17 protein-coding genes and 1 tRNA gene are annotated in these 22,211 nt (G+C 69.9%); 3 read left to right on the top strand and 15 right to left on the bottom strand.

The features are described 5' to 3' along the window. Positions 1-40: 40 nt before the first annotated feature. From rpoB to HGK34_RS03695, 13 genes are all read right to left on the bottom strand, one after another. Entirely contained in the window at positions 41-3,553 is a 3,513-nt protein-coding gene (gene rpoB, locus HGK34_RS03630) for a DNA-directed RNA polymerase subunit beta (RefSeq protein WP_201845214.1), read from the bottom strand. A 389-nt stretch (positions 3,554-3,942) separates the two neighbouring features. Beyond that, on the bottom strand, positions 3,943-4,332 hold the full coding sequence (rplL, locus tag HGK34_RS03635) for a 50S ribosomal protein L7/L12 (protein ID WP_201845215.1): 390 nt from the start codon (positions 4,330-4,332) through the stop codon (positions 3,943-3,945). A 133-nt stretch (positions 4,333-4,465) separates the two neighbouring features. Then, positions 4,466-4,996 carry a 50S ribosomal protein L10 gene (gene rplJ / locus HGK34_RS03640; RefSeq protein ID WP_201845216.1) on the bottom strand — a complete coding sequence of 177 codons (531 nt, stop codon included), beginning with the start codon at positions 4,994-4,996 and terminating at the stop codon, positions 4,466-4,468. A 588-nt stretch (positions 4,997-5,584) separates the two neighbouring features. Then, a complete protein-coding gene (locus HGK34_RS03650; protein WP_244666365.1) occupies positions 5,585-7,789 on the bottom strand; it encodes a CHAT domain-containing protein in 2,205 nt (734 codons plus the stop codon). Positions 7,790-8,174: 385 nt separating this feature from the next. Then, entirely contained in the window at positions 8,175-9,638 is a 1,464-nt protein-coding gene (locus tag HGK34_RS03655; RefSeq protein WP_201845218.1) for a S8 family peptidase, read from the bottom strand. A 114-nt stretch (positions 9,639-9,752) separates the two neighbouring features. Further along, positions 9,753-10,304, bottom strand: coding sequence for a peptidase associated/transthyretin-like domain-containing protein (locus tag HGK34_RS03660; RefSeq protein WP_307815713.1), 552 nt, complete (start codon positions 10,302-10,304; stop codon positions 9,753-9,755). After that, positions 10,301-10,957, bottom strand: coding sequence for an RNA polymerase sigma factor (locus HGK34_RS03665; protein WP_244666366.1), 657 nt, complete (start codon positions 10,955-10,957; stop codon positions 10,301-10,303). Before HGK34_RS03665 ends, HGK34_RS03660 begins: the two co-directional genes overlap by 4 nt. Before the next feature lie 294 nt (positions 10,958-11,251). Beyond that, positions 11,252-11,971 carry a 50S ribosomal protein L1 gene (gene rplA / locus HGK34_RS03670; protein ID WP_201845311.1) on the bottom strand — a complete coding sequence of 240 codons (720 nt, stop codon included), beginning with the start codon at positions 11,969-11,971 and terminating at the stop codon, positions 11,252-11,254. A 134-nt stretch (positions 11,972-12,105) separates the two neighbouring features. After that, entirely contained in the window at positions 12,106-12,537 is a 432-nt protein-coding gene (rplK, locus tag HGK34_RS03675) for a 50S ribosomal protein L11 (RefSeq protein WP_201845219.1), read from the bottom strand. A 67-nt stretch (positions 12,538-12,604) separates the two neighbouring features. Further along, positions 12,605-13,402 carry a transcription termination/antitermination protein NusG gene (nusG, locus tag HGK34_RS03680; protein WP_201845220.1) on the bottom strand — a complete coding sequence of 266 codons (798 nt, stop codon included), beginning with the start codon at positions 13,400-13,402 and terminating at the stop codon, positions 12,605-12,607. Positions 13,403-13,616: 214 nt separating this feature from the next. Then, positions 13,617-13,865, bottom strand: a complete 249-nt coding sequence (secE, locus tag HGK34_RS03685; protein ID WP_307815715.1) for a preprotein translocase subunit SecE — start codon at positions 13,863-13,865, stop codon at positions 13,617-13,619. 104 nt (positions 13,866-13,969) lie between these two features. Continuing rightward, positions 13,970-14,045: transfer RNA gene (locus HGK34_RS03690), tRNA-Trp, on the bottom strand. Positions 14,046-14,223: 178 nt separating this feature from the next. Further along, entirely contained in the window at positions 14,224-16,380 is a 2,157-nt protein-coding gene (locus tag HGK34_RS03695) for a serine/threonine-protein kinase (protein ID WP_201845221.1), read from the bottom strand. A gap of 114 nt (positions 16,381-16,494) precedes the next feature. Here HGK34_RS03695 and HGK34_RS03700 point away from each other — a divergent pair, with 114 nt between their 5' ends. Both HGK34_RS03700 and HGK34_RS03705 read left to right on the top strand, forming a co-directional pair. Continuing rightward, the gene (locus HGK34_RS03700; protein ID WP_201845222.1) at positions 16,495-17,580 is read left to right on the top strand and encodes an adenosine deaminase; all 1,086 of its coding nucleotides are present in this window, start codon (positions 16,495-16,497) and stop codon (positions 17,578-17,580) included. A 153-nt stretch (positions 17,581-17,733) separates the two neighbouring features. Further along, positions 17,734-18,756 (top strand): L,D-transpeptidase family protein, encoded by a 1,023-nt coding sequence (locus HGK34_RS03705; protein WP_201845223.1) that lies wholly within the window; start codon positions 17,734-17,736, stop codon positions 18,754-18,756. 93 nt (positions 18,757-18,849) lie between these two features. Here the strand turns inward: HGK34_RS03705 and HGK34_RS23430 are convergent, their stop codons facing one another. Further along, a complete protein-coding gene (locus HGK34_RS23430; RefSeq protein WP_201845224.1) occupies positions 18,850-19,695 on the bottom strand; it encodes a matrixin family metalloprotease in 846 nt (281 codons plus the stop codon). Positions 19,696-19,845: 150 nt separating this feature from the next. Here HGK34_RS23430 and HGK34_RS03715 point away from each other — a divergent pair, with 150 nt between their 5' ends. After that, positions 19,846-21,024, top strand: a complete 1,179-nt coding sequence (locus tag HGK34_RS03715; protein WP_307815717.1) for a UDP-N-acetylmuramate dehydrogenase — start codon at positions 19,846-19,848, stop codon at positions 21,022-21,024. A gap of 48 nt (positions 21,025-21,072) precedes the next feature. On the opposite strand, the gene HGK34_RS03720 is transcribed toward HGK34_RS03715, so the two are convergent. Beyond that, the gene (locus HGK34_RS03720; protein WP_201845226.1) at positions 21,073-22,197 is read right to left on the bottom strand and encodes a LacI family DNA-binding transcriptional regulator; all 1,125 of its coding nucleotides are present in this window, start codon (positions 22,195-22,197) and stop codon (positions 21,073-21,075) included. Positions 22,198-22,211: the final 14 nt, after the last annotated feature.

The following is a 22,211-nucleotide window of genomic DNA, read 5'->3' on the forward strand; positions in this document are numbered from 1 at the left end:
TTCTCGAAAAATCCTGGTGTTCACCGGGCGCACCCGGTGTTCAGATCTCGTCGACGGTGGACGCCGAGTTGGGGCGGCGGGACAGGTCGATCCCGAGCTCCTCCGCGGCGCGGTACACCTCGTCGTCGGACTCCTTCATCTCGATGGCGGAGCCGTCGCTGGACAGCACCTCCACGTTCAGACAGAGCGACTGCATCTCCTTCAGGAGCACCTTGAAGGACTCCGGGATACCCGAGTCGGGGATGTTCTCGCCCTTGACGATGGCCTCGTAGACCTTGACGCGCCCGGGGACGTCGTCGGACTTGATGGTGAGCAGTTCCTGCAGCGTGTAGGCGGCGCCGTACGCCTCCAGGGCCCACACCTCCATCTCGCCGAAACGCTGACCACCGAACTGCGCCTTACCACCCAGCGGCTGCTGCGTGATCATCGAGTAGGGACCGGTCGAACGGGCGTGGATCTTGTCGTCCACCAGGTGGTGGAGCTTCAGGATGTACATGTAGCCCGTGGAGATCGGCTCCGGGAACGGCTCGCCGGAGCGGCCGTCGAACAGACGCGCCTTACCGTCCAGGCCGACCATGCGCTGGCCGTCGCGGTTCGGTCGCGTGGTCGAGATGAGGCCGCGCAGCGCGTCCTCCTGCAGACCGTCGAACACCGGCGTCGAGACCGGGGTGCCCGGGTCGCTGGAGCGAGCGATCTGAGGCACGTTCTCCAGCCAGGAAGCCTTCGGGTCCTCGGCCGTCTCGACGTCCCAGCCCTGCTTGGCGACCCACCCGAGGTGTGTCTCCAGGACCTGGCCCACGTTCATACGACCGGGCACGCCCAGCGGGTTCAGGATGACGTCCACCGGCGTACCGTCCTCGAGGAACGGCATGTCCTCGACCGGCAGGATCTTCGAGATGACGCCCTTGTTGCCGTGACGCCCGGCGAGCTTGTCACCCACGGTGATCTTGCGACGGTTCGCGATGTAGACGCGCACCAGCTGGTTCACGCCGGCGGGCAGCTCGTCGCCGTCCTCCCGGTTGAACTCCCGCACGGCGATGACCGTGCCGGACTCGCCGTGGGGCACCTTCAGGGAGGTGTCGCGCACCTCGCGGGCCTTCTCGCCGAAGATCGCCCGCAGCAGGCGCTCCTCCGGGGTCAGCTCGGTCTCGCCCTTCGGGGTGACCTTGCCGACCAGGATGTCGCCGGCGCCGACCTCGGCACCGATCCGCACGATGCCGCGCTCGTCGAGATCACCCAGGACCTCCTCGGAGACGTTCGGGATGTCCCGCGTGATCTCCTCGGGGCCGAGCTTCGTGTCGCGCGCGTCGACCTCGTGCTCCTCGATGTGGATCGAGGACAGGACGTCGTCCTCCACGAGACGCTGGCTCAGGATGATCGCGTCCTCGTAGTTGTGCCCCTCCCAGGACATGAACGCCACGAGCAGGTTCCGGCCGAGAGCGAGCTCGCCCTCGTCGGTGGCCGGACCGTCCGCGAGCACCGAGCCGACCTCGACGCGCTGGCCCTCGTCCACGAGCACACGCTGGTTGTAGCTGGTGCCCTGGTTCGAGCGGATGAACTTGTGCACGCGGTAGGAACCCGTGGTGCCGTCGTCGTTCGCGACCAGGATCAGGTCGGCGGACACCTCGGTGACGACACCGGGCTTGTTCGCCACGATGACGTCGCCGGCGTCGATGGCCGCGCGACGCTCCATGCCCGTACCGACCACCGGCATCTCCGAGCGGACCAGCGGCACCGCCTGGCGCTGCATGTTCGCGCCCATGAGCGCGCGGTTCGCGTCGTCGTGCTCGAGGAACGGGATGAGCGCGGTCGCCACGGACACCATCTGGCGCGGCGAGACGTCCATGTAGTCGACCTCGATGGCCGGGACGTCGTTCGTCTCGCCGCCCTTGGTCCGGACCAGGACACGGTCCATCTCGAAGGCGCCGTCGTCGCTCAGCGGCGTGTTCGCCTGGGCGATGACGTGGCGGTCCTCGTCGTCCGAGGTCAGGTAGACGACCTCGTCCGTCACACGGCCACCGATCACCTTGCGGTACGGGGTCTCGATGAACCCGAACGGGTTGATCCGGCCGAAGGACGCGAGCGAGCCGATGAGACCGATGTTCGGGCCTTCCGGCGTCTCGATCGGGCACATGCGGCCGTAGTGCGACGGGTGGACGTCACGGACCTCCATGCCGGCGCGGTCGCGGGAAAGACCGCCCGGGCCGAGCGCGGACAGGCGGCGCTTGTGCGTCAGGCCGGCCAGCGGGTTGTTCTGGTCCATGAACTGCGACAGCTGAGAGGTGCCGAAGAACTCACGGATCGAGGCCACGACCGGGCGGATGTTGATCAGCGTCTGCGGCGTGATCGCCTCGACGTCCTGCGTGGTCATCCGCTCGCGCACCACGCGCTCCATGCGCGACAGGCCCGTGCGCACCTGGTTCTGGATGAGCTCGCCCACGGCCCGGATACGGCGGTTGCCGAAGTGGTCGATGTCGTCGGTCTCGACGCGCACGTCGAACGGCTCACCGTTGCGCGCGCCGTCGATGGTGTCCACGTCGGCGTGCAGCGCGGCGAGGTACTTGATCGTCGCGACGATGTCGCTCACCGAGAGGGTCGAGTCCGCGAGGGGGGCGTCCGTGCCGACCTTCTTGCCGAGCTTGTAACGACCGACCTTCGCCAGGTCGTACCGCTTCGGGTTGAAGTAGAAGTTCTCCAGCAGCGTACGGCCGGCCTCGACCGTCGGCGGCTCACCCGGGCGGATCTTGCGGTACAGGTCCACGAGGGCCTCGTCCTCGGTGTGGACGTGGTCCTTCTCCAGGGTGTCCAGGACGGACGGGAAGTCGGCGAACTCCTCGCGGATCTGGGCCTCGGTGAGGCCGAGCGCCTTCAGGAGAACCGTCACCGGCTGCTTGCGCTTGCGGTCGACGCGCACGCCCACGGCGTCGCGCTTGTCGATCTCGAACTCCAGCCACGCACCGCGCGACGGAATCACCTTCGCCGAGAAGATGTCCTTGTCGCTGGTCTTGTCCGGGGTGCGCTCGAAGTAGACACCCGGGCTACGCACGAGCTGCGAGACGACGACGCGCTCGGTGCCGTTGATGATGAACGTGCCGCGCGCGGTCATGAGCGGGAAGTCGCCCATGAACACGGTCTGGCTCTTGATCTCACCGGTCGTGTAGTTCACGAACTCCGCGGTCACGAACAGCGGGGCGGCAAACGTGAAGTCCTTCTCCTTGCACTCGTCGGCCGTGTACTTCGGCGGCTCGAAACGGTGGTTGGAGAACGACAGGGACATCGACTGACCGAAATCCTCGATCGGCGAGATCTCCTCGAAGATCTCTTCCAGACCGGAGGCTTCCGGGACGTCGTTCCGGCCGGCAGCCTTGGCCGCATCGACCCGGGCCTGCCATTCGGCGTTGCCCAGCAGCCAGTCGAAGCTCTCGGTCTGCAGACCGAGCAGGTCAGGAACTTCGAGCGGCTCGTGGATCTTGGCGAAGGAGACGCGGCGGGAAGCGGTACGGTTCGCGATGGCGTCGGCGGACGGTGCTGAAGGGGTGCGCGAGGCAGCCAAGAGGGGTCCTTCCCTGCAGTACGGGGTGAACGCTGTACGCTCGGGTGCGGCAGGAAGCTCGGCCGGCTTCACCGAGGGTCCATGGAGACCCCGTTCAGGGGGTTGACCAGGTCATTCGGGAAGTAGTATGGCGGCGTCGAGGGCACACGCGGGCGCAAAGCGCTAGCATACCTGTTCACTTCAAGTATGTCTACTTGCTGTCTGTCCTGCACGCCGAATCGTGGTGGATCCGGAAATTGGTGCACATCGGCACCGATCCGACGAGACGGCACGAGGCCCGCACCCCGGCATCCCGGGAGTGCGGGCCTCGTGTCGGATGACGACCGGCCGGCGCGCGGCGCCGGCCGGTCGTCCGCCCGAGTCGGGCAGAGGTCAGACGACCTCGTGGCTCACTTGAGCTCGACGGTGGCGCCGGCGCCCTCGAGGGCAGCCTTGGCCTTCTCCGCGTCTTCCTTGCTGGCACCCTCGAGGACCGGCTTCGGAGCGCCGTCCACCAGGTCCTTGGCCTCCTTCAGGCCGAGGGACGTGAGGGCGCGCACCTCCTTGATGACGCCGATCTTCTTGTCGCCGGCGGCCGTGAGGATGACGTCGAACTCCGTCTTCTCCTCCTCGGCGGCGGCGCCGCCGTCGCCGCCCACCGGGGCGGCCACGGCCACGGCGGCCGGGGCGGCGGCGGTGACGTCGAACTTCTCCTCGAAGGCCTTCACGAACTCGGAGAGCTCGATGAGCGTGAGCTCCTCGAAGGCGGACAGGAGCTCGTCGGTGCTGAGCTTCGCCATGATTGGCGTTCCTTTCAATCAGCGCTTCACGGGCGTTCGCCCGCCAGAAGCAGGGGTGTGTGCCAGGTGCAGCCTCGTGTCAGTAGCGTTTCCCCAGTTCAGCCGTTTGGCTGCGCCAAGGTCAGTTACTGTGTCACGCGGCGGCACCCTCCGATTCCTGCTTCTGACGCAGGGCATCGATGATGCGGGCAACCTGGGTGGGCTTGGCGTTGAAGGCGTACGCCGCACGCGTCAGCGTCGCCTTCAGGCCGCCGGCCACCTTGGCCAGCAGAACCTCGCGGGACTCGAGGTCCGCGAGCTTCGTGATCTCCGCGGAGGTCAGGGCGTTCCCGTCGAGGACACCGCCCTTGATGACCAGCGCGGGGTTCGCCTTGGCGAAGTCACGCAGACCCTTCGCAGCCTCGACCGGGTCCCCGGTCACGAATGCGATGGCGGACGGGCCCTTCAGGTCGGCGTCGAGACCCTCGACACCGGCCTCCTTGGCCGCGATCCCCGTCAGCGTGTTCTTCACCACGGCGTAGGTTGCGTTGCCGCTGAGCGACCGGCGCAGTTCCTTGAGCTGCGCAACGGTGAGCCCGCGGTACTCGGTCAGCACGGCCGCGTTGGACCCGCGGAACTTGTCCGCGATCTCCGCGACGGCGGCTGCCTTGTCCGGCCTCGCCATGGCAATCCTTCCGGTGGTGGTACCACCGTTCCCTCGGGCGTGAGCCCCGGGCGATTCCCCGCGGAAAGAGAAGGAGCCCCGGCGCAGGCGCACGGGGCTCGGAGCACGAACGGCCGCGAAGGCCGGACGGATCGTCGTCGTTCACCTGCGCAGGCCTCCGCGTTCAGCGGGACTTCGGTCCTGTTCTCCCCGTTCCCGGGCAGCGTCGGACGACCGGCGGTCTGTGGTTACCGGACAAGAGTACACGAGAGGCGCGGTGGCGGTCGCCGGTGGGCACGTGCGCCTCGCCACAGCCCAGGCCCGACGGGTCTGGACAAGCGCCCTGAACGCTGCTTGGCTACAGGTGCTGCTGATCGCACGGCACAACCTGCCCCAGCAGCTGGCCGGTGACCTGTTCGGGATCGCGCAGGCCGCCGTCTCACGGATCTGGCGCTACCTGATGCCGCTGATCGGGCAGGTCACCGCTCTGGACCGGCGACACCTGGCCGAGGCGCTCGAACGCGGGACGGTGCTGATCGACGGCACCCCGATCCCGACCGGTAACCGCACCGGAACGGGGACCACGAACTACGTGGCCAAGCACCACTCTCAGAGCCCTTCCAGCGACGAGAAACAGACCAGCGGGACGGGCTCAGGTGTCTCGGCGCACGCCGCCGCGAGCGACGCCTCCGGGTCGTCGGTGGCCCGGAGGCGAGCATGGAACCTCGGCATGACCTGAGCGGCGAGAGCGTCGGGCAGGGGCGCCACAGCAGCGATGACAGCCCGGGCGCCGAGCCGGAGCAGGACCGAGGTGAGGCCCAGCACCTCTCCCCCGACCACCTCGGAGGAGCCACCAACCTCGCAGGCGGCGAGCACCACGACGGAGCCGGGCAGCCGCATGCCGTCCAGCTCGTGGGCGAACAAGGGTCCGTCGGCGAGGTCGATCGAGGCGAAGAGCGGGTTGTCCGCATCGTGTCTGCCATGGGCGGCGAGGTGGATGACATCGTGCGTGGCGAGTGCCTCGCGGACCGCGGCGGTGGTCGCTGACGCGCCGGTGAGTACCGTCGCTCCCGGCCACTCCGTGCCGACAACGCTGACCTCACCCACACCGTGCGCGACGTGGGGTCCGGCGGCGGCCAGCAGGCGGTGGTCCGTGCCCGGACGCGCGTCTCGTCGGCCACGAGCCATGTGCGAGTTGACGGACGTACGCCGCCCCTGCCTGGAAGGCAGCGCCGTCCATGGAATGCCCAGCAGAGGTTCGCGAGCCACGACGTGCAGGTCCCCGTCGACCCCCAGCGGGGCGAGGACGATGGCGTCCAGCTTCTTGAGCGAACGATCGAGCGAGGCACGTGCAGCCTCACGCAGAAGTGGGGGGATGTGATTGTTGGCGGCGACTGCGATGTCTGCCCTCACACGCCGGACCAGTTCGGCGACGTCGCCGGGTTCGCCGAGGTCAAGGACGTTCGCTCCTCGAGCACTCGCCCGCACGGCTCGCAGTCGCCCGCCGAAGATGACGTAGTTGACCGCGGCGGCGTCACCGCTGAGCGCGCGGACCGTCTCGCGGACGGTGACAGGCCGCTGCACCTCGGCGTCCCCCGAGTGCAACCAGGAACGCTCACGCACCTGTTCCTGGATGCGGCGCGCGCGGCGGCTGAGCGCGTCCCGCTCGGCTGCGTGCTCCGCGTCGGCGGGAATCTCCCGGGCCGCCGCGAGCAGCCCACGGGCCTCGGTGAGGAGTTCGGCCGCCTGAGGGTCGTCAGGCGGTGTGACACGGCCGGCACCGGCGAAGGTCGATCGGCCACGCTCCACCGCGTCGAACAACGCGTGCGCGCGTCCGGTCTCGAGCGCGGCCCCGACGTCGACCAGCTGCAGGTCGACGCCGTGCGCCGCGGCCGCCGTCACGGACTCGACTGCACCGAGCCGGAGGCGGTGCTCCGCCAGGAGCCGGAATCCCTGCCGTACGGCCCGCAGGCCCCGGCTGCGGTTCCCCTCGGCGAAAGCGAGCTGCGCTGCGACGACGAACCGCTGTACCCGGGAGGTCAGGGGCATCCCTGGGCGGTCACGTCCGACGACGTCGAAAGTCTCACGCGCGCGCCCGAGATCGCCTGCGAGAACAAACCAACGCGCCGCCACGAGCCTCGCTGCGTGACCGGGATGATGCCCCAGGAAGGACCCGGTGACGTCGCCCTCGGCCGCGGCTTCGAGGGCCGTTTCCGCTCGACGCCGGACGGTCGGCCCACCTGGGGGCTTCGACCGAGCATCGGCTAGTTCAGCCTCGAGCTCCAGGACATGCGTGAGCACGGCCATCGGACGGTTTCCCACCTCGGTGAACAATCGTCGGGCATGACCTGCGACCGCGCGCGCGTCGTCGTACTGGCGCAGTCCCAGTAGACAGCGAGCGCGATACCACTCTGCCTCGGCGTGATCCGCACGCAGTCGCGCACGTTCCAGGTATCCGGTAGCCGTGCGCAGGAGACGTTCGGCATCTTCGAGCAAGCCGCTCTCGAACAACACCTCGGCACGCCCGAGCATCGGGATACCGTCGTCGCCTTGTCGTATGTCCTGGGCTTCCTCCATCGACGCGAGTGCGGAGGGCAGGTCGCCCAACGCGTACTGCGCATAGCCGATGTTCTGCAGCGCGGAGGAGATCGACAAGGGCTCGCCGACTACCTTGGCGTGCGCATATGACTCCTCGTAGTCACGCCGCGCCGCATCGAACATGCCGAACTCGCTGTACACGTTGCCGCGGCTCAGGTAGGTGACCGCAACGTCGCGGTGGTTGCTGACATCGTGAACAGCCAACGCCTCGCTCAAGAGCTCGAGCGCACGCCTCGGATTCCCGGACAACCGGTGAAGAATCGCCTTCTGGCCCAGCACGACACTCCGTAGGGATGCTCCAGGAGCACGTTCCGCAATCTCGTGCGCTGCGTCACAAAGGCGCATCGGCTCGACGAGCGAGTTGGTGATCATATGCAGGGACCACGCCAGGCCGATTCGCGCTCGCACCGCGAGGTCGCTCCACTGGCGCCTCTCCCCGTCGCCGAGGCCCTCTTCGTCGACGCCCGCGAGCCTTCCGAGAAGACTCCCGTACACCTCCTCCGCTTCCTCCCACCGCTTGCGCCTGTTGAAACCACGTGCGATGTCCAGCTGTTCTGTGAGTGTTTTCCACTGGTCGTTGTCCACTACGTCCATCCTGGAACTATGGGGCGACAACAGGCCCTGGCAGTCCTGTCACCGCCGACACGACGGCCCACGCGGCGGCCACACGCCCAACCGTCTGATCCGCGTGCCGCCGCTCAAGGATCTCCTGCGCAAGCTCGCCGGCGAGTACCGGCGCGGCGAACGAAGTGCCGCTCCAGGACGCGAAACCACCGGTGAAGTCGTCCGGGTCGCTCGTCTCGCGAACCCGGTACCCCTGGAGAACCACCGGCTCGAGAGGGCCGTCCGCCGTGACCGGCATGGTGCTCACAACGTCCCTACCGTGCCGCACGCACGTCACCCAGGGACCGTCGTTGCTGAAGTCCGCGAGGGTACCGTTGGGGTTCGACGCCGCGACGGACAGCAGCGGCGGATACTCGGGGCTCAGGTCGACAGGGTTCAGCGGCTCGGCCCGATCGCCGACCCGACGAACGTACGGAGCCCATGCTGCCGGGAAGACCTCTCGCTCGTCCCCGTCGTTGCCCGCAGAAACGACGACCAGTACGCCCTGCCGTCGCAGGTCGCGCAGGATTCCGCGCAGGACCCCCTGATAGTCGTCGTCCTCGACGGCCTCGGGCCGGAAACCCATGGCCAGCACGACGACGTCCACCGGCGCGTATCCGTCGAGGCCCGCGATGCCACGGAGGTGGTACTCGAGGAGACGCTCCAGCGTCCGGGTCAGATCCCACTCCCGAACCATCCCATCGGTCGACATCACCCGAACGGGAAGAATCGCGGCGTCGGGGCACACCTGGTGCACGACTCCCGCGATGAACGTCCCGTGTCCAGCGAACGGGGTGAGGCCATCAGGGGACGTGTCCGGCTCGTCCTCGGAGTAGGTGCCGATCGGGATCCCGTCGACCTGGGCATCCCGGATCACGACGCTGTTGTCGTCGAACCACGGGTGCGTTCCGATACCCGTGTCCACGACAGCCACAACGGGACGTGCTGTCCCCACGTCGGCCAGCCAGGGCTCAAGGCCGTCGCCGAACCTTCGCCGCGGTGCGGGACCGATGCGGTGAGCAGGCTCCCGGTCACCAGGTACCGTGTGCCCGGTCTGATCCCGATGCGCCACCAGCACGTGGTCCAGCCCGATCCGCCGACGCTCGGAGCTGTCGATGCCCGCCGCCACCTCGTCCAGCAGATCCCACACGTCGCCATGGTCCCCGGCGAGATGGACAGCCAGCCCGGGCTCCGGCGGCCGGCTGCGTGACCCGGCACGCTCCAACTGCTCCTCAGCGAGCTCGAGGTTCCGCTCCGAGGCGCGCTCGCGCAGCAGGTCGAGCAGCGGGTCCGGATCATCCCCGGGGGTGGTGCGGAGGATCAGCCGGTCCGCCACGTAGCGCGTGGGCGCCAGGGAGATCTCCCGGCGGCAGGGCGCGGAGTCCGGGTCGAGCTCCCGGACCGGGCGCCACCCGCCGTCGGAGTGATCGCGGACCTGCGGGGTCTCGGGGAACGTGCTCACAGAGGTCACCTCTCGTTCATCAGATGCTGTCACCTCGCCGGTGCGGCCTCCCCCCAGAGACCACTGTGGTGCACGGCCTCCCCCAAGGCCACGAAAATGTGCGCCGGCGCCTCGCTACAGTTCGATCACGGGCGTGCTCACCGCTCCGCCGTCGGCCTTGCCGCGACGCACGACAAGGCTCGCCGCACCAGGGGCGACCGACGGGAAGGAGAACCGTCCGTCCTCGTCGGCCTCCGTCGTCTCCGGATCCGCGCCCGGGCGGTGCAGCTCGATCAGGCACGCGGGCGTCGCCACGGCGATCCAGCCGTCCACCCGGACCCGGCCGGCGCGCCCCGCCGAGAGCTGGATCATCAACATGAGGTCTCCGTGCGTGAAGGAGATCGTCCGCGCCTCGGTGGGCACGCCGTCCGCCGGGACCGTGGACGAGCGGCTGCCGGCGGACGGCTCGGTCAGGTGCACCGCTTCCATCACGTCGGCCTCGAGCCCCGCGAGCGTCGCCGCGAACAAGGATCGCTCGACCAGGTCCGCGGGCATCGGATCGACCCGTCCACCGACCGCGGCGAGGCGGGCGAGGACGGCACGATCGGCGTCGTCCATCGGCTCGGCGGGAAGGTACGCGAGCTCGTCGTCCCGGATCTCTGGGAGATCCTGTCCGTTCAGGTTCACGCGCCACCTCCCATCCGGTCCAGCTCGGTGCGCAGCTTGGCCAGGCACCGGCCACGCGTCGCCCCGATGCTCCCGACGGGCATGCCCACGGCCGCGGAGATCATCCGGTAGTCGGGGCGGTCGGCGAGCGAGACGAGACGAAGCAGCTCGCGGCATCGATCGGACAGCTCCCTGAAGGCGGTCCACAGGATCCGGTCGCGTTCCTTGTCCAGCACCTGCGCCTCCGGCTGCGGTGCGGCATCGGGCAGGGCCGCGGGACGGCCGTCGTCGTCCGGCAGGTCGGCCCGCCGAGCGGCCTCCGCGCGGTTGCGTCGGACCGCGTCCCAGGCCGCGCGCCGAGCTGTCGTGAGCAGCCACTTCAGGACTGCGCGCGGCTCCTCGATGCGGTCCGCGTACCTGACGAGCTGGACCCAGGTGTTCTGGACGATGTCCGCGGCCTCGCTCCGGTCCACGCCCTGTGCGCGCGCCGTCACCCACAGCAGCGGCGTCACCTCCCGGACGACGGCGTCCAGGCTTTCGGTACGGCCTTCTCGGTACTCCAGCAGTGCGTGTGCAGCCCGCTCCCCGAGGGTGGAGTCAGGAGCGTTTCCGGCCTCTCGTACGGATGGTGTGTCGCAGCGTCGTGTCATCGCCTCGATGCAAGGTATCGTCATCCGCCGACGCGGATGTATCGGTTGCGGACCCTGCAAATATACGGGGGCACTCTGACACGCACGACGTGCCTTCACCCTTCTCACCCGCATGTGCACCTGGCACCCACCCCTCTGCGACGTAATGATCCTGTCGAGGCCCGGGCCGCCCCCTGCCGGGGCGCACGCGTGACCTCCTGCTCTCACCCATACGGAGGACATCCGGCGGCCTTTGATACATCACTTTCCACCAGGAACGACGTCGGCCCGCATCCTCCGTGCGGAGGATGCGGGCCGAGGGGTCGGCGGGTTACCGGCTCAGGCTGCCGAGCCCTCCGCCAGAAGGTTCGTGGTACGCGACTGGTCGAGGGGGATGCCCGGGCCCATCGTCGTCGTCATCGTCGCCTTCGTGATGTAGCGGCCCTTCGAGGAGGACGGCTTGAGACGCAGCACCTCGTCGAGCGCCGCACCGTAGTTCTCCACCAGCTGCTCGTCCGAGAAGGACGCCTTGCCGATGATGAAGTGCAGGTTCGCGTGCTTGTCGACGCGGAACTCGATCTTGCCGCCCTTGATCTCGGAGACGGCCTTGGTCACGTCCATCGTCACCGTGCCGGTCTTCGGGTTCGGCATCAGGCCGCGGGGGCCCAGCACCTTACCGAGGCGACCGACCTTGCCCATCAGGTCCGGGGTGGCGACCGCGGCGTCGAAGTCCGTGTAACCGCCGGCGACCTTCTCGATCAGCTCGTCGCCGCCGACCTCGTCGGCGCCGGCGGCGCGGGCCTCGTCGGCCTTCGCGGCGTTGGCGAACACGATGACCTTGGCGGTCTTACCCGTGCCGTTCGGCAGGTTCACCGTGCCGCGGACCATCTGGTCCGCCTGGCGCGGGTCGACACCGAGACGGAACACGACCTCGACGGTCGAGTCGTACTTGGTGGTAGCCGTCTCCTTGGCGAGACGGACCGCCTCGAGCGGTGCGTAGAGGGTGTCGCGGTCCACCTTCGCGAACGCGCTGCGGTAGTTCTTTCCCTGCTTGGCCATCTTCTTGCCTTCCTTCGTGGTCGTAGCGGACCTCACGGCCCTGCCACAGTGATGTCCGGCGCCGGTCGCCGGTCATCCGGTTCGGATGAGTCGTCCGCCGGGTCACGCGAGGCGTGACCCGGCGGACACCTCCGTCACTCGCTGACGGTGATGCCCATGGAGCGGGCGGTGCCCGCGATGATCTTGGCGGCAGCGTCGATGTCGTTCGCGTTGAGGTCCGGCATCTTCGTCTGCGCGATCTCCTTGACCTGGTCCATCGTCAGGTTCGCGACCTTGGTCGTGTGCGGGGTGCCCGAGCCCTTCTGGACACCCGCCGCCTTCTTGATGAGCTCCGCGGCCGGCGGCGTCTTCGTGATGAAGGTGAAGGAGCGGTCCTCGTAGACCGTGATCTCCACCGGGACCACGTTGCCGCGCTGCGACTCGGTCGCCGCGTTGTAGGCCTTGCAGAACTCCATGATGTTCACGCCGTGCTGACCCAGCGCGGGTCCGATCGGCGGAGCGGGGTTCGCGGCACCGGCCTGGATCTGGAGCTTGATGAAGCCGGAGATCTTCTTCTTGGGAGGCATTCTCTGCGCTTTCTACTGATGGGCCGACGCCGTGGGCGATGACCCGGTTGCACGGAACGGGGTGGACTCAGATCTTGGCGACCTGGTCGAACCCCAGCTCGACCGGGGTCTCCCGGCCGAAGATCGACACGAGCACGTGGAGCTTCTGCGACTCCACGTTGATCTCGGAGATGGTGGCGGGCAGCGTGTCGAACGGACCGTCCGTGACGGTCACCGACTCGCCGACCTCGAAGTCCACGTGGACGGCAGCCTTCGACGGCGCGCCGGAGGCAGCAGCCCCGGAAGCGGGCTTCCCGGAGGCAGCGGGCTCGGCCTCGACCGTCGGCGCCAGCATGGAGTAGATCTCGTCGAACGTCAGCGGCACCGGCTGGTGGGTGTGCCCCACGAAGCCCGTCACGCCCGGCGTGTGGCGTACGGCGCCCCACGACTCGTCGGTGAGATCCATGCGCACGAGCACGTACCCCGGAATGCGGACCCGGCGCACGATCTTCTTCTGCGCGTTCTTGATCTCGGCCACCTCTTCCATGGGGACCTCGATCTGGAAGATGTAGTCCTCCATGTTCAGGCTCTGGATGCGGTTCTCCAGGTTGGCCTTCACACGGTTCTCGTAGCCGGCGTAGGAGTGGATGACGTACCAGTCACCCGGCTGCGAGCGCAGCATGCGCTTGAACTCCGCGACCTCGTCGACGACCGCGTCGACGTCCTCGGCCGGGGTGTCCTCCTCGGCGGAGTCCGTCGCGTCGTCGGCAGCGTCGGCAGGCGCGTCGGCGTTCTCGGTGTCCACGGTCACGTCGGCTTCCACCTCGGCGCTCTCGGCGTCGGGCAGCTCGACGTTCTCCGTCTGGTCCAGAGAATCCTGGGACACGTACGAACCTGCTTTCTTCTCCTGGCCGGGAAGTCCCGGCACAACGTTGCGAACCCGGTGGCTCGGGTGCGGCCTTCGGAACACGACATCACACCCGGCTCCCATTGTCGCGCAGTGTGCGCGTCGGGGTGCGACGAATCATGCCCGGCGACGTGTGCCATGCGACACGGCAGCAGGACGGGCCCGCCGAACCCTGAGGTTCAGCGAACTCGTATCACTGTCCGAAGACCAGGAAGGTGAGCTTGCCGATGCCGAAGTCGAGCGCCGTCACGAACAGCATGACCACGACCAGGAACACCAGGACGACCCAGGTGTAGTTCAGCAGCTCGGAACGCGTGGGCGTGACGACCTTCTTGAGTTCGCCGATCACCTGGCGCACGAAGTGCGCGATCCGCGCGAAGATGTTGCGGCGGCCCTCACTCGGACGCTCCGCAGCGCTCTTCATCACCTCGGTGTCGCTCACTGCTAACCCCACTCCTGTGGCATCTGCCCCGCCACGGGGCGGGACGGTCCGGCCCGGCGCCACTCACGTGGCTCCGCTCTGCGCGACCCCGGTGAGGCCAACGCTGGCAGGGTAGACAGGACTCGAACCTGCAACCTGCGGTTTTGGAGACCGCTGCGCTACCAATTGCGCCACTACCCTTCGGCTGAGCCCTTCACCGCCGCTACGAACTCCCCACAGGGGCACGCTCCAGCAGGCGACGAGCTAATCACCGGTGCATAACTGTACGGCACGGGAGCCAGTGGGTCGAACCCGATCCGAGGACGGGCCACCCGGCGGCCAGGGAGAACCACGAACCGTACGGGCACCACCCGATCCGTCAGGCGGACCCTGCGTCCGCGGCGGCGCCTGTCCCCCCGTCAGCAGCCCCACCATCGCCCGTATCGCCCTCCGACGGAGGTGGCGGATCGGTGCCCGGGGGGTCGATCACCCCACCGGTCGGATCGCCCGACGGATCACCGGTCGGCTCACCCGACGGATCACCGGTCGGCGCGTCCGACGGTTCGTCGGTCGGCGCGTCGGTCGGTTCCTCGGTGGCATCCGACGGCGTCGCCGACGGGGACGCGGAAGGCGTCGCCGACGGGGACGGTTCCGACGGCTCGGGGTCGGGCTCGGGCACGTACGGCACGGCCGGTTCGGTCGCCGATTCGGACGGGGTGGCGGAGGGCTCCGGCTTCGGACGTTTCGACGCGTCACGGGTGATCGCCGCGGCCGGGTCCCGTGCCCAGCCGTTGGTCAGCACACCTGCCAGCGCGAGCCCGCCTCCACCGAGGACCAGGACGAGCGCCACCACCAGGGCGACCACCCGCCCTCGGCGGACCGGCTGTTCCTCCGCCGGGTCCGCCAGGGGCGGCGGGCCGAGCGGCGGCCGTCCCCCGGCTGCCGCGCCGCGCGCGGCCGGAGGGAGCACCTCGGTCGATGCCACGCCACCCCTCGGGACATAGGCGCCGACGACGGTGGTGCGCGACTCGCCGGCGACCTCGTCGGACAGCTGGCCCACCTTGAGGGTGCCGCCGCCGACCTGGTCCAGCTTCTCGGTCGGGTCGCTGCCGATCTGCGCCAGATCGAGGGTCGGGTCACCGGACGGCACGGCTGCGACCGCGGCTCCTCCCGAACCGCCGAGTTCTGCGAGCAGAGCCCGAAGCGCGGCCGCCATCGCGGCGGCGTCCGGATAGCGGCGCAGGGAGTTCTTCGCCATGGCGCGTGCGACGATCCGGTCGACCGGCCCCGGCACGGCGGGCTTGCGCGCGGAGACCGCCGGCACGGGCGCCTCGACGTGTGCGCGGAGCACGTCCTGTGCCGCCGCTCGCTCGAACGGGGCATGCCCCGTGATCGCGTAGTACGTCAGGGCGCCGACCGCGTACAGATCGCTGCGCGCGTCGAGCGGCTGCCCCTTGGCCTGCTCCGGGGACATCCCGATGATGGAGCCGGAGACCGTCTCACCGTCCCCGGGCCCTCCGGCGGCCGCCGTGAGTCCCAGATCGAGCAGCCCGACACCGTAGGTCCCGTCCTCACGGCGATCCATCATGACGTTGCGCGGAGCGATGTCGCGATGGACGAACCCCGCGTCGTGCACCGCGGCGAGGCCGTCGAGCAGATCGGCCACCGCCTCCAGGGCGAACTGCCAGGGCAGGCCTCCGCCCGCAGCCGCATCCGAGAGCAGAGCCCCGGGGAACCGCCGCATGACGGTCCACGGGACGACGGCGCCCGCCACGTCGTCCTCTCCCGTGGCCAGCACCTTGACCACGCCCGGGTGGTCGATCCGTTCCGACGCGGCGACCTCCCGCCGCAGCGCGCTGCGCGAGAACTCGTCGTCGACCAGGTGCGGGTGCAGGACCTTGACCACCAGAGGCCAGGAGTCCGGTGCGTCGGTCTCGCCGATCGAGCGGGCCTCGTAGACCGTGAAGGTCGCACCGGTACCCAGGACGTCACCGAGTTCGTAGCGCCCGCCGAGCACGACGTGCCCGCCGTGCCGTTCCGGCTCGGCCTGCGGACCGCCGAGGTCGGGCTGGGTACGGGCCTCTCCCTCGGACCCCGGCCCTGCGTGACCGTCATCGTTCCCAGCCCCGCCCCCGGCGGCGGTGCCTGGATCTCCGCCGGCACCGCTCACGGCGTCCGCCCCGGCCGCGGATTCGGGCTCGTCCGCAGGCTCGGGCTCGGGCTCGTCCGCAGGCTCGGGCTCGACGTCGTCGGCCTGGGTCTCGGCCTCGGTCTCGGCGGCGCGATCGTCCTCGCCCTCACCCCCGGCGTCGGTCCCGGCCTCCGCCTGCGCACCCCCATCGGACCCGGCGTCGGCATCGACGTCCGGCCCGGCATCGGTATCCGGCCCGGCATCGCCATCGACGACGGCGTCGCCCTCGCTGTCGGGCGCGGCCGCCTCCTGCTCGCGCTCCGGGTCGCTGGTCTCCGGCCAGGTGCCGTCGGGCTCGTGGTCGTCGGGCACGCCCTGTCCGGGCGCCTTCGGTGTGCTGGTCATTTCTCCCGGGAGCTCCGGCGTGCTCCGCCAGGCCACTTGTTTCGGATGTAAGAGTCGTGGAAACAATCACGGACGGCGCATGCCACGCCCGGCCCGCTTTGCCAGACTACGCAGATGCGAGACCTGGCGCTCCTTCCGAAGGCCCACCTACACCTCCATTTCACGGGATCCATGCGAGTCGGGACGCTCGTCGATCTGGCGGAGAAGTACCGCGTGAAGCTGCCCGGGGCGCTGACCGACGGCGACCCGTTGCACCTTCCGCCGACCGAGCGCGGCTGGTTCCGCTTCCAGCGCCTGTACGACGCCGCCCGCAAGTGCGTCCGCTCCGAGGACGACATGCGGCGCATCGTCGACGAGGCCGCGGCCGACGACGCGGCCGAGGGATCGGGGCGGTTGGAGATCCAGGTGGATCCGACGTCGTACGCTCCGTTCACCGGCGGGATCACTCCCGCGGTGGAGATCGTCATCGATGCCGCCCGCCGCGCGAGCGCGGACCACGGCATCGAGGTCGCGGTGATCGTCGCGGCCTCGCGCATGAAGCATCCGCTCGATGCCCGCACGCTGGCGCGGCTGGCCGCACGCTACGCGGGCGACGGCGTCGGCGACGTGATCGGCTTCGGGCTGTCCAACGACGAGCGCCGCGGGAACACCAGTGGGTTCGCCCGTGCCTTCGAGATCGCCCGCCGCGCCGGCCTCGCCGCCGTGCCGCACGGCGGCGAGCTGCTCGGTCCGGAGCACATCGACGTCGTCCTGCGCGACCTGGCGCCGGATCGCCTGGGGCACGGCGTCCGGGCGGCCGAGAACGAACGTCTGCTGGGGGAGATCGTGGACCGGGACATCGCCCTGGAGGTGTGCCCTGCCTCGAACGTGAGCCTCGGCGTCTATCACGACGCGGCGGACGTCCCGCTGCGCCGGCTGACCGACGCGGGAGCCCGGGTCGCGCTCGGCGCCGACGACCCGCTCCTGTTCGGGTCACGGCTGCTGGCGCAGTACGAGACCGCCCGGACCGTTCACGGCTTCTCGGACGCCGAGCTCGCCGGGCTGGCACGGTCGTCGATCCGGGCGAGCCGGGCGTCGTCGTCCACCAAGGAACACCTGCTCGGAGGAGTCGACGCCTGGCTGGAGGGACCGGACCCCGGCTCCGACGCAGGTCAGGGGATGTTTGGCGGAAACATGGATGAGTCGGTCACAGTTGTGTGACGATCTCCGGAGGCAACGGATGTTGGTGCTGGCGCGTCAGCTCTCCATGACGGACACTCGCGAGGGAAGTGCCCAGGCACTTCTCGAGAGGTCGCCCGGGCGACCACCATGGCGACGGCTGTCCCGATCGGACGACCTCACGAGGGGAACGACATGTCCAGGACACACGGCGGGGCTTCTGCCCGGCGCGCGACGGCGCTGCTCACGACCCTGCTCCTGAGCGGTACGGCACTGGCCGGATGCTCCGCCCAGGGAGCCACGGAAGCGGGCGCCGGGCCTTCCTCGGGCGAGAGCCCGGCGACCGCCGCCCCGTCGCCGAGCGGAACGGCCGGTTCGGCCCTCCCCGGACCGGCCGACGCGGATGCGAGCGCGGAGGCCGGGGAGCCGAGCCAGGAGGGTTCCGCCGAGCCGGACGGTGCACCGAGCGACAGCGGCCACGGGACCGACGAGGCCGAGGACTCGGGTGAGGACGCCGACGACGCCACCGACGACGCCGGCGACGACGCGGCGGCGGACGAGGGCACGAACGCGGAGCAGGACCAGGAGGCGGAGCAGGACCAGGAGTCCGACCTGCCCGAGCACGTCGAGTTCGGCGAGAACAGCGACCGGGTCGAGGCGATCCAGCAACGGCTTCAGGACCTGGGCTACTACATCACGGCGGTCGACGGCGCCTACGGCGGCGAGACGCAACAGGCACTCTGGGCGCTGCAGAAGGCGGGCGGTCTGTACCGCGACGGGATCGTCGGGCCGAAGACCCAGCGCGCCCTCGACGACGGCACCGTTCCACGGCCGCGAAGCTCGTCGGGCAAGGTGATCGAGATCGACATCACCCGGCAGCTGCTGCTCGCGGTCGAGGACGGACGAGTCGTCAGGACCATCAACGCGGCCTCCGGCAACGGTGAGCGGTTCGAGGCCAGGGGCAGGACCTACACGGCGTCGACACCGCGTGGCGACTTCCACGTCTACAACGAGATCGACGGGATGCACTCCTCCACGCTCGAACTGGGCAACATGTGGCGGCCCAAGTACTTCAACGGAGGTATCGCGGTCCACGGGTCGGGCTCGGTGCCGCCGTTCCCGGCGTCGCACGGCTGCGTGCGCGTGTCGAACGCGGCGATGAACTGGATCTGGGACACCTGGGGCGCGCCGCGCGGAACACGAGTTCTCGTGTACTGACGTGGGCTCGGCCGCACCGGGCGGGAGCCAGGTCGTCGGGCACCGAACCGTGGGCGTCCCCGGGCGACGGAGCAGACGGGTCCGCGGCTGCCCTCAGCTGTCCGTGTGGCACGTCCCGCGGCCCGCGAGCGCCAGGCCCTCCCGGTCCCCGTCCCCCAGCTCACGGACGTCGAGCGAGCCTTCCGGGTACATGATCTGCGTCGCGTCGTCGACGTGGTCCAGCCCGAGCGCGTGCCCGAGCTCGTGGAGCGCGACCGTCTCCACGTAGTCCCGCCCTCCCGGCAGGTGGAGCCAGCGGCCCAGGACGTCCTCGTTCAGCGTGACCGCCCCGGTGACCAGGCGCGGGGTTCCGTCTATGGTCACCATCGTCGCCCCGCCGAGCCCGGCGACGTCGGGTTCGAGCGCGGGGACCTCGTCGGCCCCGGCCCACGTGATGAGCAACGGCGCCCAGCGGTCTCCGTACTCTCGCGGCTGGACCGGCGCACGGTCCCCGGTGGGCCCCTCCTTCGTGGCGCCGTCCTCCTCGAGCCGCAGGCCGCTGGCCTCCTGCACCCGCTCGACCGCATCGCGGATCTCGACCAGCACGGCCGCGGGCATCCCCTCGGTACGCACCACGTAGTGCAGAGGACGGCACGGGTCGTGGAGCACCGGAGTCCCGCCTGCGGTCTCGTACTCGAAGGCATAGGGCCCGCCCGGGCCCGGGTCCACGGCGGGCAGCACGCGCGACGGCCCGGCGTCCTCGGGAACGTCCGGGATCGGGACGCCGTCCAGGCGCGGGCGCGGACCGGACTCCCCGGCGCCCTGGGGGCGCCAGACGAACGGGTCCATCACCGCCGGCTGGTCGAGTTCGAGGACCTGACGCAGCCTGGGCAGACCGACGGTGACGAGCAACCCGGCGACGACGGCGAAGATCACGAGCGTGAACAGCGTGCGAGCCACTCGTCGCATGGTCACCTCCCGCCACCAGCATGGACTACCAGGGGCACACGCACGAGACATACAAATGGTTCCCACGAACTCGACGGACTTCACCCGCCGCATGTCGAAGATGTGCACAATCTTCGAGCTCCATGTAGATAGGCTTGCATGGTGACCGCAGACCAGGACGTGCTCCCGCACAGTGCCGTCGTCCCGAGTCTCGCCGACCTCACCACGCTGAGGGTCGGCGGGCCCGTCGTCTCCTACGTGGAGGCCACGACCGAGCAGGAACTCCTCGACGCCGTGCGCGCCGCCGACGAGACCGGGACGCCGCTCCTCGTCGTCGGCGGCGGCTCGAATCTGCTCGTCGCCGACGAGGGGTTCGACGGTGTCGTGGTTCGCGACGTGCGCAGAGGCCTCGACGTCGCGTCCGAGGACGCGTGCGGCGGGGCGGTCGTGTCCGCGCCCGCCGGACAGAGCTGGGACGACCTCGTGCGGGAGGCGGTCGATGCCGGCTGGTACGGCATCGAGGCCCTGTCGGGCATCCCGGGAACCGTCGGCGCCGCGCCCGTGCAGAACATCGGCGCCTACGGCCAGGAGGTCGCGTCGACGCTGGCCAGCGTCCGGGTGTGGGACAGGGCGCAAGGGCGTGTGCGCACGCTGACGAACAGCGAGCTCGGCTTCGGGTACCGGACCTCGATCCTGAAGCGCTCCATGCAGGCGGCGGGCCGCCAGGAGGGCGAGGGGGATCCGCTGGCGCCCTGGTACCCGACTCCCCGCCACATCGTCCTGGACGTCACGCTCCAGATGCGGCTCGGCACGCTGTCCGGCCCCATCGCCTACAGTCAGCTCGCCGGCAGGCTCGGCGCCGAGCAGGGCGACCGGGTACCGTCCCGGGACGTCCGTGACGCGGTGCTGGAGCTGCGCAGCGGCAAGGGAATGGTGCTCGACGACCCGGACGCGCCGGACCACGACCGGTGGAGCGCCGGGTCGTTCTTCACGAATCCGATCGTGCCGGTCGGGCTGGCGGAGCGGCTGCCGGCCGGGGCCCCGCGGTTCGCGGTCCGCGGTACCGCCGAGCCGGGCCGGGAGGCGTCCGTCGACCCCGCCCATGTCAAGACGTCCGCCGCCTGGCTGATCCAGCATGCCGGATTCGCACCCGGGTTCGGCCTGGTCGGCGAGCACAGCCCGGCACGGCTGTCGACGAAGCACACGCTGGCACTGACCAACCGCGGCGGCGCACGTGCCGAGGATCTGGTCGCGCTGGCCAGAGCTGTCCGTGACGGTGTCCGGGAGTGCTTCGGGATCACCCTGGACCCGGAACCGGTCCTGGTGGGCGTCGCCCTCTGACCGCCTTCCCGGTCCGCGGACCAGGAAGGCGGGCCGGAACGCCTGCTCTCAGAGCTCCGGCACGGGGCCCGTCGTGGTCCCCTCCTGGAACGTCGTCGTCAGCACGACGTCCTGCGGATCTTCGTCGGCCAGGACCGCCGCGACGGCGGCGCCGAGCGCGCGTCCCTTCTCCACGAGCGGCTGGCTGACCGACGTCAGCACGTCGGGCGACAGCCACGGCAGGTCGAGCCCGTCGAATCCGACCACCGAGACGTCCTCGGGGACGCGCAGCCCCAGCTCGCGGGCAGCGATGACCGCACCGGCCGCCAGCAGGTCGGAGTGCGCCACGATCGCCGTGGGGCGTTCGCTCGCCGGTGCCCACTCCCCCAGGATCTCCGTGGCCGCATCGCGACCGTGCTCCACGAGGGACGCCGGTGTCTCCCACGACATCACCGGCTGGATCACGTCCCGCACGCCGGCCAGGCGGTTGCGGGTGGCGGTCCGGTCGGCCTGCTCGAGACGTTCGGCATCGACGGGCCCGGACCGCTCGCCGCGCCCGAACGGCATCGTGATCTCCGCGATCCGGGTGTGGCCCAGATCCACCAGATGCCGCACCGCTTCAGCCGTCCCGAAACGGTCGTCGATCGCGACCACCGGTACGTGGTCGATCTTCGTGCCCTCGCCGATCACGATCGGCACGCCGCGCCGCTGCAACGCGGCGATCGTCGGGTCGTCCGGGAGCGCTCCCCACACCAGCACCGCGACGTCCATCGCCGCGGTCTCCACCAGCGGGTCGACGGCGACCACACCCTCCGGCGCATCGCCGAGCCCACCCACCGCGGGCGCCTTCGCACCCTGCGGTTCACCCGGGATGAGGAGCACGCCCAGTCCCTGCTCACCGATCGACGAGACCAGGCCGTGCATCACCTGCACAGCCACCGGGTCGCGGAACGACCGGCCGAGCTGGTCACCGATGACGACGCCAACGATGCCGGAACGGCCCTGACGCAGCTGACGGCCCAGCGGGTTGGGCCCCGAGTAGTCGAGTTCCTTGGCGGCCGCCAGAACACGGTCCCTGGTCTGCGGGGTGATCGGACCCGAGCCCGAGAACGCGAGCGAGGCCGTCGACACCGACACCCCCGCACGCTCGGCGACCTTGGCCAAGGTCGGCTTGCTGCCGGACTGCCGGCTCATCTACTGCTCCCTCA

Origin of the sequence: Myceligenerans indicum (assembly GCF_016742955.1) — a bacterium.
Taxonomy (GTDB): Bacteria; Actinomycetota; Actinomycetes; order Actinomycetales; family Cellulomonadaceae; genus Myceligenerans; species Myceligenerans indicum.